The 18,922-nt window shown below is 64.0% G+C and carries 17 protein-coding genes; 9 read left to right on the plus strand and 8 right to left on the minus strand.

Annotation, left to right across the window (positions count from 1 at the left end; all coding sequences use genetic code 11):
* The first annotated feature begins 141 nt into the window (after positions 1 to 141).
* Both L0U83_RS06560 and L0U83_RS06565 read left to right on the plus strand, forming a co-directional pair.
* Positions 142 to 1,332, plus strand: coding sequence for an NAD(P)H-dependent flavin oxidoreductase (locus L0U83_RS06560; RefSeq protein ID WP_233881471.1), 1,191 nt, complete (start codon positions 142 to 144; stop codon positions 1,330 to 1,332).
* Positions 1,333 to 1,414: 82 nt separating this feature from the next.
* Positions 1,415 to 2,059, plus strand: coding sequence for an OmpW/AlkL family protein (locus L0U83_RS06565; RefSeq protein WP_373321010.1), 645 nt, complete (start codon positions 1,415 to 1,417; stop codon positions 2,057 to 2,059).
* Positions 2,060 to 2,111: 52 nt separating this feature from the next.
* Here the strand turns inward: L0U83_RS06565 and L0U83_RS06570 are convergent, their stop codons facing one another.
* On the minus strand, positions 2,112 to 2,315 hold the full coding sequence (locus tag L0U83_RS06570) for a DUF1289 domain-containing protein (RefSeq protein WP_028204006.1): 204 nt from the start codon (positions 2,313 to 2,315) through the stop codon (positions 2,112 to 2,114).
* 456 nt (positions 2,316 to 2,771) lie between these two features.
* Here L0U83_RS06570 and L0U83_RS06575 point away from each other — a divergent pair, with 456 nt between their 5' ends.
* From L0U83_RS06575 to L0U83_RS06590, 4 genes are all read left to right on the plus strand, one after another.
* Complete coding sequence (locus L0U83_RS06575) at positions 2,772 to 3,872, plus strand: polyamine ABC transporter substrate-binding protein (protein WP_233881472.1); 1,101 nt, start codon at positions 2,772 to 2,774, stop codon at positions 3,870 to 3,872.
* Positions 3,873 to 3,995: 123 nt separating this feature from the next.
* On the plus strand, positions 3,996 to 5,156 hold the full coding sequence (locus L0U83_RS06580) for an ABC transporter ATP-binding protein (RefSeq protein WP_267939207.1): 1,161 nt from the start codon (positions 3,996 to 3,998) through the stop codon (positions 5,154 to 5,156).
* Entirely contained in the window at positions 5,153 to 6,088 is a 936-nt protein-coding gene (locus L0U83_RS06585) for an ABC transporter permease subunit (protein ID WP_233881473.1), read from the plus strand. The genes L0U83_RS06580 and L0U83_RS06585 overlap by 4 nt, the downstream gene beginning before the upstream one ends.
* Positions 6,085 to 6,903 (plus strand): ABC transporter permease subunit, encoded by an 819-nt coding sequence (locus L0U83_RS06590; RefSeq protein ID WP_158757721.1) that lies wholly within the window; start codon positions 6,085 to 6,087, stop codon positions 6,901 to 6,903. Before L0U83_RS06585 ends, L0U83_RS06590 begins: the two co-directional genes overlap by 4 nt.
* Positions 6,904 to 6,986: 83 nt before the next feature.
* Here L0U83_RS06590 and L0U83_RS06595 read toward each other — a convergent pair whose 3' ends face one another.
* Complete coding sequence (locus L0U83_RS06595; protein WP_233881474.1) at positions 6,987 to 8,408, minus strand: methyl-accepting chemotaxis protein; 1,422 nt, start codon at positions 8,406 to 8,408, stop codon at positions 6,987 to 6,989.
* Positions 8,409 to 8,618: 210 nt separating this feature from the next.
* Here L0U83_RS06595 and L0U83_RS40505 point away from each other — a divergent pair, with 210 nt between their 5' ends.
* Both L0U83_RS40505 and L0U83_RS06600 read left to right on the plus strand, forming a co-directional pair.
* Complete coding sequence (locus L0U83_RS40505; protein WP_256094777.1) at positions 8,619 to 8,750, plus strand: hypothetical protein; 132 nt, start codon at positions 8,619 to 8,621, stop codon at positions 8,748 to 8,750.
* Positions 8,751 to 8,769: 19 nt separating this feature from the next.
* The gene (locus L0U83_RS06600) at positions 8,770 to 9,540 is read left to right on the plus strand and encodes a class I SAM-dependent methyltransferase (protein WP_233881475.1); all 771 of its coding nucleotides are present in this window, start codon (positions 8,770 to 8,772) and stop codon (positions 9,538 to 9,540) included.
* On the opposite strand, the gene L0U83_RS06605 is transcribed toward L0U83_RS06600, so the two are convergent.
* From L0U83_RS06605 to L0U83_RS06620, 4 genes are all read right to left on the minus strand, one after another.
* Positions 9,537 to 11,024: a flavin-containing monooxygenase gene (locus tag L0U83_RS06605; protein ID WP_233881476.1), complete on the minus strand. Its 1,488-nt coding sequence runs from the start codon at positions 11,022 to 11,024 to the stop codon at positions 9,537 to 9,539. The two genes, L0U83_RS06600 and L0U83_RS06605, sit on opposite strands and share 4 nt — an antisense overlap.
* 120 nt (positions 11,025 to 11,144) lie before the next feature.
* On the minus strand, positions 11,145 to 12,311 hold the full coding sequence (locus L0U83_RS06610) for a tetratricopeptide repeat protein (protein ID WP_233881477.1): 1,167 nt from the start codon (positions 12,309 to 12,311) through the stop codon (positions 11,145 to 11,147).
* Positions 12,312 to 12,440: 129 nt separating this feature from the next.
* On the minus strand, positions 12,441 to 13,121 hold the full coding sequence (locus tag L0U83_RS06615) for a PspA/IM30 family protein (protein WP_042265728.1): 681 nt from the start codon (positions 13,119 to 13,121) through the stop codon (positions 12,441 to 12,443).
* Between the two features lie 409 nt (positions 13,122 to 13,530).
* Positions 13,531 to 14,199: a hypothetical protein gene (locus L0U83_RS06620; protein WP_233881478.1), complete on the minus strand. Its 669-nt coding sequence runs from the start codon at positions 14,197 to 14,199 to the stop codon at positions 13,531 to 13,533.
* 599 nt (positions 14,200 to 14,798) lie between these two features.
* On the opposite strand from L0U83_RS06620, the gene L0U83_RS06625 reads away from it, so the two are divergent.
* Positions 14,799 to 17,327, plus strand: coding sequence for a penicillin-binding protein 1A (locus L0U83_RS06625; protein ID WP_233881479.1), 2,529 nt, complete (start codon positions 14,799 to 14,801; stop codon positions 17,325 to 17,327).
* Between the two features lie 272 nt (positions 17,328 to 17,599).
* Here L0U83_RS06625 and L0U83_RS06630 read toward each other — a convergent pair whose 3' ends face one another.
* Positions 17,600 to 18,022 carry a YfiM family lipoprotein gene (locus tag L0U83_RS06630; RefSeq protein WP_233881480.1) on the minus strand — a complete coding sequence of 141 codons (423 nt, stop codon included), beginning with the start codon at positions 18,020 to 18,022 and terminating at the stop codon, positions 17,600 to 17,602.
* A 233-nt stretch (positions 18,023 to 18,255) separates the two neighbouring features.
* A complete protein-coding gene (locus tag L0U83_RS06635) occupies positions 18,256 to 18,876 on the minus strand; it encodes a 2-hydroxychromene-2-carboxylate isomerase (protein WP_233881481.1) in 621 nt (206 codons plus the stop codon).
* Between the last annotated feature and the right edge of the window lie 46 nt (positions 18,877 to 18,922).

Genomic DNA, 18,922 nt, shown 5'->3' on the forward strand with positions numbered 1-18,922 from the left:
GCAAATCTTTTAATGCGACGTGTTGATGTAAGTCATAAACGCGGACTTCCTTTCGGATGTCCGCGTTTTTGTTTGATGTATGTCAATGTCATATGTGGGGTACGCGCGACCATAGGCGCTTTGTCATCGACAGAGCACAACATGTTTCCTGGACACTCCTTCGCTCCGCTCCAGATTCGCGGTCGTCAACTCCTGCCCGTCGTGCAGGGCGGCATGGGTGTCGGCATCTCGGCACACCGGCTTGCTGGCAGTGTCGCGCGTGAAGGCGCGCTCGGCACGATCGCGAGCATCGACCTGCGCCATCATCACAGCGATCTCATGGACATGTGCCGCGCGGATCCGCGGCACGAAACGCTCGCTCGCGCGAACCTCATCGCGCTTGGCCGCGAAATTGCGGCGGCACGCAAGCTTGCAGGCGGCAACGGCATGATCGCCGTGAACGTCATGAAGGCGGTGAACGCCCATGCCGACTACGTGCGCGCCGCCTGTGAGCACGGCGCCGACGCCATCGTCATGGGAGCGGGCCTGCCGCTCGATCTGCCCGACCTCACGGCGGGCGTGGATATCGCGCTCGTACCGATCCTGTCCGACGCACGCGGCGTCGCGCTCGTGCTCAAGAAGTGGATGAAGAAGGGCCGTCTGCCCGACGCCATCGTGATCGAGCATCCGGCTTACGCGGGCGGTCACCTGGGCGTGACCGACATCGCCGACATGGGCAACGAGCGCTTCGCATTCACGCAGATTTTCGAGGAACTCGAAGGCGTCTATGGCACGCTCGGCATTTCGCGGCGCGACGTGCCGCTCGTCGTGGCCGGCGGCGTCAACAGCCACGAGGCCGTGCGCAAATGGCTCGAGGCGGGCGCGAACGGCGTGCAGGTCGGCACGCCGTTCGCGGTGACCGAGGAGGGCGACGCGCACCCCGACTTCAAGCGCGTGCTCGCCGACGCAAAGCCTGAAGACATCGTTGAGTTCGTCAGCGTGACGGGCCTGCCTGCACGCGCGGTGAAAACGCCGTGGCTCGAACGTTATCTGCGCAACGAGTCGCGCATCCGCACCAAGATCGGCTCGCTCAAGTTTGCTTGCCCAACCGGGCTCGAATGCCTTTCTGCCTGTGGGCTGCGCGATGGCATCGAGAAGTTCGGTCATTTTTGCATCGACACGCGCCTCGCGGCAGCGTTGCGCGGCGACGTCGCGAACGGCTTGTTCTTCCGCGGCCGTGAAGCGTTGCCGTTCGGCAGCGCGATCCGCAGTGTCCGCGACCTGCTGGAGTTGCTGCTGACCGGTGTTGCGCGACCTGCTGTCGCACAGCGGGCGGCGTTCGCACTCGCTTGAGAAGTATCAAAACTGCGTCGGACCCCGTCTCTGACAATTTATCAGCCTATGACAGGCGATATGACAGACACGGGGATTTACGATGCAAAAGGCAATTAAAAATATTGCAGCAACCGCTGCGCTCATGATGGGCGCGGCGCTCTTCGCAGCACCGGCCAGCGCAACCGGCTCGCCCGACTCGGGCATCTACGCGGGAGACTGGCTGGTGCGCCTGCGCGCCATCGAAATCGCGCCGGACGCGCGCGGGAGCGGTACGCTCGGTGCGATTGGCGCGGACGTGAACAACGCCATCGTGCCCGAGGTCGACTTCACCTACATGGCGACCAACAACATCGGCGTGGAGCTGATTCTCGGCACGTCGCGCAACCAGGTGACGTCGAACATCGGTGCACTCGGCGGCGTGGGCGTGCTGCCGCCTACGCTGCTGCTGCAGTATCACTTCAACAACGCGGGTAAGGTGCGGCCGTACGTGGGGGCGGGTATCAACTACACGCTGTTCTACAACAACGGTCTGCACGCAGGCGGCCAGTCGGTTTCGATCGACAACCACAGTTGGGGGCCGGCGCTGCAGTTCGGCATCGACTTCCAGGTAACGAAGAAGATTTTCGTGAACGCGGATATCAAGAAGATCTGGATGCACACCGACGCGTCAATGGGCGGTACGTCGATCGGCACGCTGCATATCGATCCGCTCGTGGTGGGCCTCGGCGTCGGCATGAAGTTCTGATCGATCGCCCCTCGACTGCTTTTCGAACGCCGGCTTGCCCGGCGTTTTTTCTTCAGGCGCGGTCTTTCTGGAAGCGCATGGCCGTGCCTTCGCGCTCGATGCGCTCCCACACGGCGCGCTTTTCCTCGTCGCTCAGGAAGACCCAGTTGGAGACTTCCACGGCGGTGCGCCCGCAACCTTTGCAGACGTCGTCGAAAAGGGTCGAGCATACGCCGATGCACGGGCTGTCGGGGAGGTCGTGGAGATTGGATGCCATTGAAGAGCCTTGGAGCGTAGCCGGGCGTCGCGCGCGCCGGCTTGGGTACGAAACGCCGCTATGTTAACCGATACCGGACGAGGCGGCCGCCCGCAACCTTGGACGTGCCGCGACGGCGCGCGATGCGCGATGCATCGGCAAAGCCACTGCAAGGCGATAGCAAGGTGGCGCGGCCCGCCGGGAGCGGGCCGTCGCGCGCATGCGCCACCGAAGCGGTTTTTTGTAGACACGGCCCGTGAAACGGCTAAAATTGCGCGCGATTTACCGTCCGCGCGCGGCTTGCCATACTCCCATGGCCCATGTTCCGTTTGCGCGACACGCCCGCGTTTTATTTCTTGCCGGGCGGGTTTGATGGTAGGTTTTGGGAAAGTCAGGGGAGCCGTGCACGAGTGGCACGAAGCGCGGCGCGAAGCGAGGCAGGCAGCCGGCCGGAGCCGGTCAGGATCGGAGAACGGGATGAAGAAAGGGGTTGTGGCGCAACTAGCCGCGCTCGCACTGTGCGCGGCGCCGTGGATGACGTCGGTGGCGAAGGACACGCAGTTGAACGTGTACAACTGGTCCGATTACATCGCCAAGGACACGATTCCGAACTTCACGAAGCAGACCGGCATTCAGGTCAAGTACGACAACTACGACAGCGACGACACGCTCCAGGCCAAGCTGCTCGCGGGCAATTCGGGCTACGACATCGTCGTGCCGACCAGCAACTATGCGGGCAAGCAGATCGCCGCCGGCATTTTCGCGCCGCTCGACAAGTCGAAGATCCCCAACCTCAAGTATCTCGATCCGCAACTGATGGCGCTCGTCGCAGGCGCCGATCCGGGCAACAAATATGCGGTGCCCTGGGCGTACGGCACGACCGGTCTCGCCTATAACGTCACGAAGGTCCAGCAGGTCCTCGGCAAGAATGTGCCGCTCGACAACTGGGATATTCTCTTCAAGCCCGAGAACATCTCGAAGCTGAAGGCCTGCGGCGTGTCCGTGCTCGACGCGCCGGACCAGATGTTCGCGGCCGCGCTGCACTACATCGGCAAGGATCCGCTCTCGACGAACCCGGACGACTATCGCGCCGCGCTCGCGATGATGAAGAAGATCCGCCCGTACATCACGCAGTTCAACTCGTCGGGCTACATCAACGACCTCGTGGGCGGCGATATCTGCTTTGCGTACGGCTGGTCGGGCGACGTCGTGATCGCCAAACACCGCGCCATCGACGCGAAGAAGCCGTACAAGATCGAGTACTACATTCCGAAGGGCGGCGCGCCGATCTGGTTCGACGTGATGACCATCCCGAAGGACGCGCAGCACAAGGAAGCCGCGCTCGAGTGGATCAACTACATCGAGACGCCGCAGGTCCACGCAGCGATCACGAACGCGGTCTACTACCCGAGCGCGAACGCGGAAGCGCGCAAGTACGTGGACAAGGACATCGCCAACGACCCGGCCGTCTACCCGTCGCCCGAAGTCCTGAAGACGCTGTTCCTGCTCAAGCCGCTTCCGCCTGAGATCCAGCGTCTGCAGACGCGTCTGTGGACCGAGTTCAAATCGGGCCGCTGACGCGGTCGCAGCCACGGTTGAATTTCGATCCCGTTTTACCCAGAGCCCTCGGCATGATGCCGGGGGCTTTGTTCGTCAACCCCGTCCAGAATTCACGCAGAAACAGGCAGGGCAGAGAGAATCATGAGTGACCAGTCGAGCGCGCCGGCAACTGCCGGCTCGCTGCCTTCGGGCTTCACCGCGGCAGATTCGGCCGCGGACAACTTCGTGCAGATCGTCGATGTCGTCAAGAAGTTCGGCGAGACGACGGCAGTCAAGGGCGTCAACCTGTCAGTGAAGAAGGGGGAGCTCTTTGCGCTGCTTGGCAGCTCGGGCTGCGGCAAGTCCACCTTGCTGCGCATGCTCGCGGGTCTCGAAACCGTGACGTCGGGCAAGATCCTGATCGACGGCGAGGACCTGGCCTCCATGCCGCCGTACCGCCGGCCGGTCAACATGATGTTCCAGTCGTACGCGCTCTTTCCGCACATGACGGTGGAGTCGAACGTGGGCTTCGGGCTGCGCCAGGAAGGCGTGAAGAAAGGCGAGCTCAAGGATCGCGTGGCCAACGCGCTCGAACTCGTGCAGATGACGCGCTTCGCCAGGCGCAAGCCGCATCAGCTTTCGGGCGGCCAGCAGCAGCGCGTGGCGCTCGCGCGCTCGCTCGTGAAGCGTCCCAAGCTGCTCCTGCTCGACGAGCCGATGTCGGCACTCGACAAGCAGATTCGCCAGCGCACGCAAATCGAACTCGTCAACATTCTCGATAAGGTCGGCGTCACCTGCATCATGGTCACGCACGACCAGGAAGAGGCGATGACGATGGCGGCGCGCCTCGCGGTGATGAGCGAAGGCGAGATCATCCAGCTCGGCACGCCGAACCAGGTCTACGAATTCCCGAACAGCCGCTTCTCGGCGGAGTTCATCGGTTCGACCAATCTCTTCGACGGCAATGTGGTCGAGGACGAGCCCGATCACGTGTTCGTCGAGTGCCCGGAACTGCCGGTGCGCCTGTATGTGAACCACGGCATCACCGGGCCGCTCGGCATGCCCGTGACGATCTCCGTGCGCCCCGAGCGCATCGCGCTCACGCGCAAGCCGCCCGAAGGCGTGTTCAACTGGGGCAAGGGCGTCGTGAAGAACATCGCGTACATGGGCGGCTACTCGCTCTATCACGTCAAGCTCGACTCGGGCAAAACCGTGGTGGCGAACATGTCGAGCCTCGCGCTCTCCGAGATCGACTCGCCCACGTGGGAAGACGAAGTCTACGTGCGCTGGAGCGCTTCGGCCGGTGTGGTGCTGACGTCATGAGCACGACGACTTTCCGTAACATCCTGAACTGGCCGGCCAAGCGCTTTAACCTGACGGGCCGCACGGCAGTCGTGGCGGGCCCGTTCATCTGGCTGCTGCTGTTCTTCCTCGTGCCGTTCGTCCTGGTGGTGAAGATCAGCTTCGCCGACCAGCAGCTCGGCATTCCGCCGTACACGGAACTCGCGTCGTACGCGGAAGGTGTCTGGCACATCGCGCTCGACTTCTCGCACTACGCGTTCCTGTTCCAGGACACCCTGTACTTCGCGACCTACGTGAATTCGGTTGTCGTGGCGGCGATTTCGACGCTGCTGTGCCTCATCATCGGCTATCCGATGGCGTATTACATCGCGCGCTCGAATCCGGCCTCGCGCAACATCCTCATGATGGCCGTGATGCTGCCGTTCTGGACGTCGTTCCTGATCCGCGTGTACGCCTGGATCGGCATCCTCAAGAACAACGGACTGCTAAACAATTTCCTGATGTCGATCGGCATCATTCATTCGCCCCTCGAGCTCTATCACACGAACACGGCCGTCTATATCGGCATGGTGTATTCGTATCTGCCGTTTCTCGTGATGCCGCTCTACGCGCACCTCGTGAAGATGGACCTCACGCTGCTCGAAGCCGCCTACGACCTCGGCGCCAAGCCGTGGCGCGCGTTCGTGGAGATCACGCTGCCGCTCTCGAAGAACGGCGTAATCGCGGGCTGCCTGCTGGTGTTCATTCCGGCGGTGGGCGAGTACGTGATTCCTGAGCTGCTCGGCGGTGCAAACACGCTGATGATCGGTCGCGTCATGTGGAACGAGTTCTTCGACAACGCCGACTGGCCGATGGCCTCCGCCGTCACCTGCGCGATGGTGCTCCTGCTGCTCGTGCCGATGGCGCTGTTCCAGCACTACCAGGCGAAGGAACTGGAGGGCCGCGGCAAATGAAACCGAATCGCGTTCTGATGTTCATCGCGCTCGGCCTGGGCTTCGCGTTTCTCTATATCCCGATCCTGAGCCTGATCGTCTATTCGTTCAACGAGTCGCAACTCGTGACGGTGTGGACGCGCTTTTCCACGCGCTGGTATCAGGCGCTCATCACCGACGACGAGTTGATCACCGCCGCGTGGCTCTCGCTGCGCATCGCGCTGATGACGGCGTTCGCCTCGGTGTTCATCGGCACGTGGGCGGGCTTCGTGCTCGCGCGCATGGGGCGCTTCCGCGGCTTCACGCTCTTCTCGGGCATGATCAACGCGCCGCTCGTGATTCCGGAAGTGATCCAGGGCATTTCGCTGCTGCTGCTCTTCGTGGAAATGGGCAAGCTGATCGGCTGGCCCGCGGGGCGCGGCGTGTTCACGATCTGGATCGGCCACGTCATGCTGTGCATTTCGTACGTCGCCATCATCGTGCAGTCGCGCGTGCGCGAGTTGAACCCGTCGCTTGAAGAGGCTGCGCTGGATCTGGGCGCGACACCGTTCAAGGTGTTCTTCCAGATCACGCTGCCGCTCATCTCGCAAGCGCTCGCGGCCGGCTGGCTGCTCTCGTTCACGCTCTCGATCGACGATCTGGTGCTCTCGGCCTTCCTTTCTGGCCCGGGCTCGACCACGTTACCGCTCGTGGTGTTCTCGCGCGTGCGCCTCGGCCTGAACCCGGAGATGAACGCGCTCGCAACGCTGTTCATCGCGGTCGTGACAGTGGGTGTGATCGCCGGCAACTATTTCATGCAACGCGCGGAGCGCAAACGTATGGCGATGGCGGTTTGATCGACAACGCGCTTTCAGGCGCATGCAATAACGGCGCGCGGACAGCAATGTCCGCGCGCCGTTTGCTTTTGGGCGTTCTATCGCTACAGCCGGTATCCCATGCGAAACCCGCCCCAGTGCCTGCCGTTCACGAAGATCGGCGCGGAAGCGTCCTTCATCATCACGAACGTGCCGCCGCCCATGTCGCGGCGGTACGTTTGCAGCAGGAAAGGCTTGGTGTGCGAGCCGGCGGCGCGCCCCGCACGGTCGTTGAAGATGCGGTGATTGCGGCAGTTCGCGGCATTCCACACCGGGTCGGCGCCTTGCGGATGTGAGAACTTGCGATTGTGCGTCGGAATGTAGCCGCGTGGATCGATCGCTACGCAGAAGGCGACGCGTTCGTCGAACGTGAGCAGTGGTTCGAGGATCGCGGGCAGCACACGGTCGGTGAACGCCGTGAAGCGAGTCATATGCTGCTGCGGGTTCGTGTTCGGCACCGGCGCGTAGACGCTGTCGAACAGATCCGCTTCGCCAATCTCGCCACGCGCGAGCGCGCCCTCGAACAGCTTGCTGACGTGGGCGGCGGCGCGCTGTACGGTCTCGATGAAACGCGTGTCGTCGGTTTCCACGCCCGTGGCGGCGGTAAGCTCGATGAGCGTTTCCGAGACCTCGAGCAGCTTGCCGAGCTGATCCTTCGCCTGCACGAAGTTGCGCCCCGAATCTTCGACGCCCGCGACCATCTCGCCCACCTGGCTTTCGAGTCCGTCGCATTTCGTCTCGATCTCGCCCGTGAGTTGAGCGATCTGACCGGCGTGCTCGTCGAGCTGCATGATCGCCTGGCCGGTGCTGTGCACGGCTTCGCCGATGGTATGCGTGCCTTCGCGCACGCGGTGCGCGCGTTCGGTGTTGGCGGTGCCCTCGGCGATGAGCTGCTCAGTCTGCTGCGTGAGCTGTCCGAGCGTTTGCTCGATCTGGCCAGTGGCCTGCGCGGTTTTGGCGGAGAGGTTCTTCACCTCGGCCGCGACCACGGCGAAGCTCTTGCCGGACTCGCCCGCGCGCGCCGCTTCGATGGCCGCGTTCAGCGCAAGAAGCTGGGTCTGCCGCGCGATCAGGGAGATCTCCTCGGAGACCTTCGAAACGTGCGCGAGCGCGCTCTTGAGCGCCCGGATCTGCGTCTCGATGACGGTGACGCTCTCAACCAGCCCGTGAATGTCGGCGAGCGATTCCTCGATGGTCTGCTGCGACTGCCGCACGGTGGCGGCGGTGCCCGTGCTCAGCTCGCGCATGGCGCGCGCTGCCGTGGCGATCTGATGGTTGCCGGCGAGGGTATGGGCCGCCGACTCGCGCAGGGCATGGCACACGTCGGTCTGACGCTGCACGCGCGCGGCGACTTCGTCGACGTGGCCCGCCACATCGCAGATCTCGATACCGAGCCTGCCGGCGTACGCGGCAATGTCGCCGACGACGCCGGCGGATTTTCCCGCGCGGCGGCGACCGCGCAGGCCCAGCAAACGCAAAGGTGTCATCGGGTGTCTCCTTGCCCGGTGCGCAATGAAAACTGCGAAAAAGCTGCGTGCCCGGTCGTCAGCAGGTCCGATCGCCGGGCTTTCTGAACTTGTTTACGGCGCGTAATACGGAGACTTGAGCGCAGGGGTGGCGCCTGGCGCTATGATCGGGAACTCGGGCGCTCCGAAAGCCGGAAATGAGGAGCAAAGGGGCGTCACGATGGGAGCAAGATGATAGAAGCGATTTTCGGCGGGAGCGCGCCGCTCGCGCTCTGGCAGCAACTGATCCAGCTCTGGGAGCTGATCGTGATGGTGTTGCGCTTCCTCTGGGAACTGGTGAAGCTCCTGGGCGGCGGCGGTTGAACGACAAAAGGGCAGAACGATGATCGACGATTCCACCCGGCGTTTCACGGACCGGGTCGCAGACTACGTGAAATTCCGGCCGACCTATCCGCGCGAAGTGGCGACCTTCGTGCACGTGGAGTGCGGCATTGCGCCGGGCGCGCTCGTGGCCGACATCGGTGCGGGTACGGGCCTCTCCACGAAGCATTTTCTCGACGCGGGCCACCCCGTCACGGCCGTCGAGCCGAACGGGGCCATGCGCGCCGCGGCGGACGAACTGCTAGGCGGCTACAAAGGCTATCGCAGTGTGGCGGGCACGGCGGAGGCGACGACGCTCGACACCGCGAGCGTGGACCTCGTGAGCGCCGCGCAGGCGTTCCACTGGTTCCACAAGACCGATACGCAGCGCGAATTCGCGCGCATCCTGAAACCGCGCGGCAAGATCGTGCTGTTCTGGAACAGCCGCCTGCTCGAAGGTTCGGCGTTTCTGGAGGGCTACGAGGCGCTGCTGCAGCGTTTTTGCCCCGACTACGCGCGCGTGGCCGAAACCTATCCCGACCCGGCCGCGATGGCCGACTGGTTCGGCGATGGCTTCGAGCATCAGACCGTGTTCCCGAATGCGCAATTGCTCGACTACGACGGCCTGCGCGGACGGCTGATGTCGTCGTCGTACGCGCCGCGCGCGGGCGATGAGCGCCACGAGCCGATGCTCGCGGCGCTGCGCGCGCTGTTCGAGGCGACGCAAAAGGACGGTACGGTGAACTTCGCGTACGAGACGCGCGTGTATGCGGGGCATCCGCAGCGCGTCTAACGCTCGAACGCGTAGTCGGCGGTGCGCACGCGGCGCGTTCTGCGGCGGAACATGAACGTGAAGCCAGGCCACAGCGCGGTGTTCTTGCCCGCCTGCGTGAGGTAGTAGCTGCGGCAGCCCGACTGCCACACGGTGCGCGCGAAACGCGCTTGCACGCGCGCGTTCCAGCTTTGCTGCGCCTCGGCGCGCACCTCCATCGTACGCGCGCCCGAGCGCTGCAGCGCTCGGATGCAGGCGGCGATATAGGCGATGTGCGACTCGATCATGTAGATCATCGAGTTGTGCCCGAGCGCCGTGTTCGGCCCGACCATGAAGAAGAGATTCGGGAAACCCGCGATGCTCGCGCCGAGGTACGCCTCGGGGCCGTTGCGCCGCCACATTTCGCCGAGGTCCTGACCGCTCGCGCCGGTAACCTGGAAAGGCGCGTCCACGTCGTTGACCTGAAAGCCCGTGCCGCAGACGATCGCGTCGTAAGGCCGATGCGTGCCGTCGGCGGTGACGATTCCGTCGGGCACGACCTCGCGGATCGCGTCGGTCACCAGTTCCGCGTTCGGCTGCGCGAGGGCAGGGTAGTAGTCGCTCGAGAGCAGCACGCGCTTGCAGCCCAGCAGATAGTCGGGCGTGAGCCGCGCGCGCAGTTCGGGGTCTTTCACCTTATGCGCGAGATAGCTCAGCGCGAACTTCGTCGGCGTCTTGAGCAGGCGCGGCTCCACCGCGAAGCCAAGCGCGCGCGATTCGTGCTGCCAGTAAATCCCGGCGCGCGCCACGCGTTGCGCGAAGGGCATGTGCCGATAAATCCAGCGCCAGCGTTCGCTGATGGCGCGATCACGCCGCGGCATGATCCACGGCGGAGTGCGCTGAAACACCGTGATCTGCGCGGCGCGCGGCTGGATATGCGGCACGAACTGGATCGCGCTTGCCCCAGTGCCGATCACTGCGATGCGCTTGCCTTCGAGCGCATAGTCGTGGTCCCAGCGCGCCGAGTGGAAGAGCTTGCCTTCGAAGCGCTCGATGCCCGCGATTTGTGGCAGTGCCGGGCGCGAGAGCGGACCGTTCGCGGCGATCACGATATCCGCTTCGATCGTCTTGATCGCGCCGTCGCGCTCGACCTCCACTTGCCAGAAGCCGCGCGCCTTCACGAAGCGCGCCGCGCGTACGCGCGAACGGTATTCGATGAAGCGCTCGACGTCGTACTTGTGCGCGCAATGGCGCAGGTAGTCGAGAATCTCGTGTTGCGGCGCAAAGGTGCGTGTCCACGACGGATTCATCTCGAACGAAAACGAGTAGAGGTGCGAAGGAATATCGCAAGCGGCACCCGGATAGGCGTTGTCGCGCCACGTGCCGCCGAGGCTCGCGGCTGCCTCATAGATCGTGAACGACTCCACGCCCATGCGGCGCAGACGGATCGCCATGCCGATGCCGGAAAAGCCGCTGCCGATGATGGCGATGCGCAGTGCCCCGTTGCCGAGCGCTTCATTGGCCATGTGTGCGTCCGCAGTAACGTGTGATGTGAAATCAGTTGTGTTTTGCGCCGATGCAAAACGGGCTCCATGAAGGAGCCCGTCGTTTGCGTGAGCGGCGTGCGCTGGGGAAGCCTCAAACGCTCAGGAGTTGTTCCAGTCGTCCGAACTGTCGTTGCTGCCCATATCGACACCGCCGCCGCCCGAGCCGTCGTCCCAGTTGTTCGACCCCTGGCCGAAGTCGAGGCCGCCGCCATTGCCGTTGCCGTCGCGCTGAACACGGCGGCCATCCTCGTCGACGAACACGTCGCGCTCGATTACGCGGTCACGGCCATGGTTCAGTGCTTCGCCAAGCAGGACGCCCGTGAGCAGTCCGCCCATGCCACCCATGCCACCGCCGCCTTGCTGCACGATGACCTGCGGCGGTTGCTGCGGCGGCGCAGGCGGATACTGCGGCTGACGCCCGAACGCGGCGTCGGCTTCACGCGCGTAGGTGGAGTTGCTGCCGTAGTCCGGCGCAGCGGGCTGTGCATTCGGATCGGGGCGGCCCTCGGCGCGCGCCTTGAGGCTCGCGAACTGGCGTTCGAGGTCCTCGATCTCATACGGCGGCCGCGGATTTGCGCTGTTCGAGAGCGTTTCGACGAGGCCGCGCAACTGCGCTTCGAGCCCTTCGACTTCCTTTTCGAGCGCTTCGTGGCCGGGCGCGGTCGAGAGCTTCACGTCGAGCTTGAGCGAGCGCACGCCGTTGAGCAGTTCGGTGGCGCGCTTGAGCTGGTCGAGGCGGTCGCCGCCGGCCTTGGCGTCTTCGGTGGACTTCGCGCGGCGCAACGTCCAGCGCAGCACGAGCGCAATGCCGACCAATACAATAGCTATGCCAATCCACATACCCATACCAGGACCCTGCCTTTGCGGCGTTGGAGCCGCTGCTTGCTGCGTGAACGGGTTGTTCGAACTGCTCGTCGTCACCGCGCCGGCGCGCGTGGCGTCAGAACGGATCTTCGCTTCGACCTGCGCGAAACGCTGCGGCTGGGTGAAACGGATTTGCGGATCGAGCGACTTCGCCTGCTGGACCTGCGTGAGCGCGTCGCTGTAGCGGCCTTCGCGGTCGAGCACCTGGGCGTAGAGGTAGTGGGCGCGAGCGTTGTCCGGATGCGCCTGCAGGACTTCGGTCAGGCCGGAGTCGGCGCGTTGCCAGTCGCCCTGGGACATCGCGGATTCGATCTGCTGCACGCCAGGCACGGCGAACGTAACGCCGCCCGTGAAGGCGAACGACGCGACAGCGATGCTGGCAGCGGCAAGAAACTTTTTCATGTTGCAGACCGGGCGGATTGACGCCCGTCTCCATGGCATTCGATACGGGGATGCGGCACGATCAGGCGCCTGCTGACACCATGCTGGCAGCATGGCCCATGCCGCACCGCATCCAGCACTCCGGCGCGCTTATTGTGCCGGCGTGTTCATCTGCTTCTTGAGCGCCTCGAGGCGCTCGTCCACCGACGGACCCTTGTTGAGCGCCGCGAGCTTGTCGTCGAGCGCCTTGCCGCTCGACTGGTCCGACGAATTCAGCCGGGCGTCCGAGCGTGCGTTCGAAAGCGCGACCTTCTCTTCCAGTTTCTGGAAGTCGCCGTCGAGATTCTTGCCACCGATGCCGCCAAGTGCCGTGGCCGCGACATCCTTCGCCTGGGCGATCTGCTGCTTCGCCTGCAGGATGTTCGAGCGCGCGTTCAGGTCGTTGCGGCGCTGGCGCATGTCGTCGATCTGCTGCTTGAGTTGATCGACCGACGGTTCGAGCTTCGCGAGTTCGCCCGCGAGTGCGTCGCGTTCGGCTTCGGCCGTTTGCTGCGCGCCGAGTGCTTCGCGTGCGAGCGCTTCGTCGCCCGATTGCAGCGCGCGCTTCGCGCCGTCTTCGTACTTCTTCGCCTTGTCGGCGGCCACGTCGCGCTTGCTTTGCTGTGTCGCGACCTGCGCCTGGATCTCGACGAGCGAGTTCTCCGCGCGGGCGATGCTGTCGTCGAGCTCACGCACGATCTGGCGCGCGTCGCGCGACGGATCCTGCACCGAGTCGGCCGCGTCGTTGAGCAGCCCCTTGACGGTGCGAGAGATGGAGTCGAAAAGCGACATGAATTCCTCCAGTGAATTGAGATCGGCCATGGTGGGCCGAGGTGCGTGCATGCGGCTCGGGCTCACGCGCCGGCCGGCTGGCGACGGCTGATCCATCTGCCAGCTTACGCCGCTTTGCGCCGGGCGCCCATGCACCGCGCAAATCGGGGCAAGTGCGGCAATTGCAATAGCTTGACGGCGTTTTCTTGCACGCGTGTGTTCGTCAGGACGAGGCCTGGCTGCGCGGCTCGGAGCGCCGCGGGAGGCCGGGCGCCGCCATCGATCGCGGATATTACACCACGGCCCGTCTTAAAAGGGACTTAAAGGAACAGGCCACGCACAGCTCTCGTACGCGCGCGTAAGCAGGTGTTAAGCCGACTGTGACACGGGTGTATGGCGGCGCGAATGCGGCCCGTGACTGCGCCCCGTGTCAGGCGAATTTTCCGCCTTCGGGAGCGCCGTCGTCGCTGTGGGCTTCGTCGCGCGCGTCGCTTGCGTCGCGCCGCGAGCGTGCGAAGGGCGCTGAGCTTACCGGCTGCAATGGTTCGACGTCACGCGATTGCGCGGCGGCCGCGTCGAGCGCGGCGCTTTCCGCTGTGGTGGCTGCTTCGGCGCTGAGCCGGGCCACAGCCTGGGCAATTTCGCGTGCGGCATGGCTCACGTCCGGTTCGTCGGTGTGCGCGGCAGGCAGGGGAGCGTCTGGCGCTCGAGGCGTTTCCTTGTGGGTGGCGCCGTTGTGAAGGGTGGCAGCCGCCTCGCTATCTGCGTGCGCAGCATCTGGCTGCGCGTGCGCGTTCGCTTCGTTCGCACCGATGGCCGTCGCCGCGCCGGCAGTTGGCCGGATCGCGCTTGAACGGCCCGCGCGCAGCGGCTTCGCCGCCTTTAGCAGTATCTGGGCGAGCGCATCGGGCTGCCGCGGCGCGTTCAACCGGTCGACGATGCTTGCGGCTTTCACCTGATCGCTAGTGGCGCTGAACGCGATCACGGCGCGCCGCATGAGTTCGCTAATGCTGATGCCAAGTTCGTCGGCAGTAGCGGCGATCGCGCGCTTTTGCGCAGGCGTGACGAAGACGACGATGCGTTCGCTAGGCTTGTTCATGATCGACGGGCCGTTGGGTTCGCTTCGTATGACGTCGGTTTTCCTGCCTGCGCCACAGCGATTTGTAAGAATGATTGCGGGCTTGCCTGGGCGCGAACAGGGGCGTGTAGCAGATCTTTCATCATAAGACGAGTGCGCCGATACACAATCGGAAGGTGCTCGGATGGGAACAACCCTGGCTGCAGGAATTTGCCGTCGTTTTAGCAAAATCGTGTAATTGTTTGCCTGAAACAAGAAAAGAAACGAAACTTTTCGCGCATAAAGCCGCGATCAGCGCAAGTGAGCACCTGTCTCGTAAAAAATCGGGCAGGAAGTGTTTCCCAAGAAACTCTTACAAAAAAAGCGCGACCCGCCGCCCGCGATTTCTTTAGAATGCGCTGTTACATTTCGCGAATGGCGCCTGAACGGGCGGGTATTCGCCTGTGGCGTGCCGTAGTGCGCGCCGCGCGGCCGGACGGGGGCGTTGCCGGTCGCGCCGCGTCGTCGGGCTTGAGCCGGCGACGTCGTATGCCGCATTGGCGCCATGACGCCGTGGTCGAGATCCATGCGCGCGAGTTGCGCACAGCCGGCGCGCGCGAGACGCGCCCATCATTCCAGTCATGCCTATCATCAAACGACCGCCTTCACCGCAGTACCCGAACGAAGATCGGGAACCCTCCTTCAACAACGGGCGCCAGCCGCCTCGCCGGCCTGAATCGGGTGGCGGGTCGGGCGGCAACGGACCGCGCGATGGCAGCCCGAAACGGGGCTCCATCAGCACGACGCTCGCGCTCTGGTTCGTCGGCCTGATCGGCACGCTCTGCGTCGTGGGGGCGCTGCTCGTGGGCTACGCGCTCGTCGTGATGGAGCCGCAGTTGCCGTCGCTCGACGCGCTCACCAACTATCAGCCCAAGGTGCCATTGCGCATCTATACCGCCGATCATGTGTTGATCGGCGAGTTCGGCGAAGAGCGTCGTCAACTCGTGCGTTTCCAGGATATTCCCGACATCCAGAAGAAGGCCGTGCTCGCCATCGAGGACTACCGGTTCTACGAGCACGGCGGCGTGGACTTCGTCGGCATCCTGCGCGCGGGCGTGGCGGACCTCATGCACGGCGGCGCCTCGCAGGGCGCGAGCACGATCACGATGCAGGTTGCGCGCAACTTCTTCCTTTCGAGCGAGAAGACCTACACGCGTAAGGTCTACGAGATGCTGCTCGCCTACAAGATCGAGCGCGCGCTCACGAAGGACCAGATTCTCGAGTTGTACATGAACCAGATTTATCTGGGTCAGCGTGCCTACGGTTTTTCGGCGGCGGCGCGCGTGTACTTCGGCAAGGACCTGAAGGACATTACGCTCGCCCAGGCCGCGATGCTCGCGGGTCTGCCGAAGGCGCCGTCGGCGTATAACCCGATCGTCAATCCGCACCGCGCGAAGATTCGCCAGGAGTACATCCTCAAGCGCATGCTCGACCTCGGCTACATCACGCAGGCGCAGTATGACGAAGCGATGAAGGAACCCCTGCAGACGAAGACGGCCGGCACCGAGTACAACGTGCACGCGGAATACGTCGCGGAAATGGTGCGCCAGATGATGTACGCGCAGTACAAGGACGAAACCTATACGCGCGGCCTCACCGTCACGACGACGATCGATTCGGCCGACCAGGACGCCGCCTACGCGGCCGTGCGCAAGGGCGTGATGGACTACGAGCGCCGCCACGGCTATCGCGGACCGGAAGGCTTCGTGCAACTGCCCGCCGACAGCGACGACCGCGAGCAGGCGATCGAAGACGCGCTTACCGACCACCCGGACAACGGCGACCTCGTCTCGGCGGTCGTGACCGACGCGGGTTCGAAGTCGGTGACGGCGCAACAACTCGACGGCACTTCGGTGACGGTGACGGGCGAGGGCCTGCGCTTCGTGGCGGCCGCGCTCTCGCCGCGCGCCTCGCAGGCGCTGCGCATTCGCCCGGGCTCCATCGTGCGCCTGATGGAGGACGCGAAGGGCAACTGGCAGATCACGCAATTGCCGCAGGTGGAAGGCGCGCTCGTCTCGCTCACGCCGCAGGACGGCGCGATCCGTGCGCTGATCGGCGGCTTCGACTTCAACAAGAACAAGTTCAATCACATCACGCAGGCGTGGCGTCAGCCGGGCTCGAGCTTCAAACCGTTTATCTACTCGGCTTCGCTGGAAAAGGGTCTTGGACCGGCGACGATCATCAACGACGCGCCGCTCTACTTCCCCCCCAGCACGCCGGGCGGCGATGCGTGGGAGCCCAAGGACGACGACCAGCCCGAAGGCCCGATGCCGATGCGCCTCGCGCTGCAGAAGTCGAAGAACCTCGTCTCGATCCGCATCCTTTCGTACATCGGCACGAAGTACGCGCAGGACTACGTGACGCAGCGCTTCGGCTTCGACGCGGACAAGACCCCGCCGTACCTGCCGATGGCGCTCGGCGCGGGCCTCGTCACGCCGCTGCAGTCGGCGGGCGCGTACAGCGTGTTCGCGAACGGCGGTTATCGCATCAATCCGTATCTGATCGCCGAAGTCGACGATGCGCGCGGCCAGCCTGTCCTGCGTGCGCAGCCGCTCGTGGCGGGCCAGAATGCGCCGCAAACGCTCTCGCCACGCAACGCGTTCGTGATGAACAGCCTGCTGCACTCGGTGGCGACGGCGGGTACGGGGGCGGGCACCAACGTGCTCCATCGCAACGATCTGCAGGGCAAGACCGGTACGACGAACGACGCCAAGGACGGCTGGTTCGCGGGTTATCAGCGCACGCTGGTTGCCGTGGCGTGGATGGGCTACGACCAGCCGAAGAGCCTCGGCAGCCGCGAATTCGGCGCGCAGCTCGCGCTACCGATCTGGGTGGAGTACATGCAGCGCGCGCTGCGCGGCGTGCCGCAGGAAGAACCGGTGATGCCCGAAGGCCTCACGACGATCAACGACGAACTGTACTTCTCGGACATGACACCGGGTAATGGCTTCGTGGCGAGCATCGGTCTGGACTCGGCGAATCCGGCGGGTGCTGTGAGCGACGCGAGCGGCGCGACCGGCACCATGGGCCCGGCCGGGATGACGCCACCGAGCGTCACCACGACGGAGAAGAAGCAGATCATGGATCTGTTCGAAACGAACAAACCTTGATTCTGGTTTGTTGAGTTCTGCAGGATAAACACGGCGCGTCGGCAACGGCGCGCCGTGTTTTGTTTGTTGAGCGGAATTTCCTTGTGGGCCAAGGAGTTGGTTGAACTTTCCAGGGCTTTTCCACAGGGCTGCCAACAAAATCTGTGGGTAACTCTCACGCAGACTTTTCCACAGTTTTTGTTGAAGCCCCTGTTCATAACCCTGGGATATCGAAGCTAACTGCCTGACGCCAAAGGCTTTGTGCGCAGGCAAGCCGCATGAGGCATCGCGCGTCAAAACACGTTGTCGTAACGCAGTCCGAAGATTTGGCTGTGCGAACCGCGCGAATACGTGACAGCCCAATGTGCGAGCCACGCGCCCGTGAGTGCGCCGAGCGCATCGGCGAACAGGTCTTTATAGGAGAAGCCGTCGGTGCGGCAGGTCCCGTCGAGCGTTTCCTTCAAGAGTCCCGGCACCGTGCCGATCAGCGTGCCATACACGACCGGGTGGTCCGTGTCGCGCGTGAGCCAGCCTCCGAGCGCGCCGAACGGCGCGGACACCGCGAAGTGCTCGAGCTTGTCGGTGCCGGTCCAGCTATCGTCGGTCTGGAAGCGGAAGCCGCCGCGCGAGCCCTCGCAGTCCAGGCCGGCATGGGCAGCAGCACTGGAAATAATTAATAGTACGAAGCAAATGCCTCGTTTCACTTGATGTCCCATGGTCGTGATCTCCCAGGTTGTCGTGCGGCGCGCCTTTCCTGCGTCTTGGGCCGTTCGGATGAAAGCGGCTCCCTCTCCGGTGAGGTTCTTCTAAATATGTAGGAATGCGAATTGTTATTTGGAGGCGAAGTCAGAAAAACCTGACTCGCTTTAGGGCGCAGTGTATCAGCTCTGTCTTGAAAATAAGGGCCAGAAAATCCTGACAGAATAGCGACGGAAGCGGGGGGAGAGGGCTAGGCAATGTCGGGGTTCTGCGGAGTAGAGAGTGCCGCTTCGATGGCGTCTTCCAGTCGGTCGTTACCCCAGAACATCTCCTCGCCGACGAAAAACGTCGGCGCGCCGAAGATGCCGAGGTCGCGCGCCGCCTGAGTCCGCTCGCGCAGCCGCTGCCGGTTCGCATCGCTGCCGGCTTCCTCGATGAGTCGCTGTGCCGGCAGCCCCAGCGTGGTGAGCATTTGTACGACCACTTCGGGCGAATCGACCTCTCGGTCGTCGCCATAGTTGCGCATCATGACGGCGCGGCACCAGTCGGGCAGCCACGGTTCGTCGGCGGCGAGCACGGCGATGCGCGTCGCGAGCACGGTGCGGCGGGGAAATTCGGTGGGCTGTTGCCACGGCAGGGCGTATTTGCGGCACTGCCGACGCATGTCCTGCCACACATAGGCGCCTTTTTCCTTCTGCACGACGAAGGGCGGACCTTCCCAGCCGAGCGCGTCGAGGATGGGGCCGAGCAGGAAGGGGCGCCAGCGCACCGTCACGCCGGCACGCCCGGCAAGCGCTTCGATGCGCATCACGCTCAAATAGCTGTAGTTGCTGGCGAGGTCGAACCAGAAGTCGAGCAAAGGGCGGGGCATGGCGTCGTCTCCGTGAAGCAGTCGCGCCATATCGCACGGCGCGCTA

Source organism: Paraburkholderia flagellata (assembly GCF_021390645.1).
Taxonomy (GTDB): domain Bacteria; phylum Pseudomonadota; class Gammaproteobacteria; order Burkholderiales; family Burkholderiaceae; genus Paraburkholderia; species Paraburkholderia flagellata.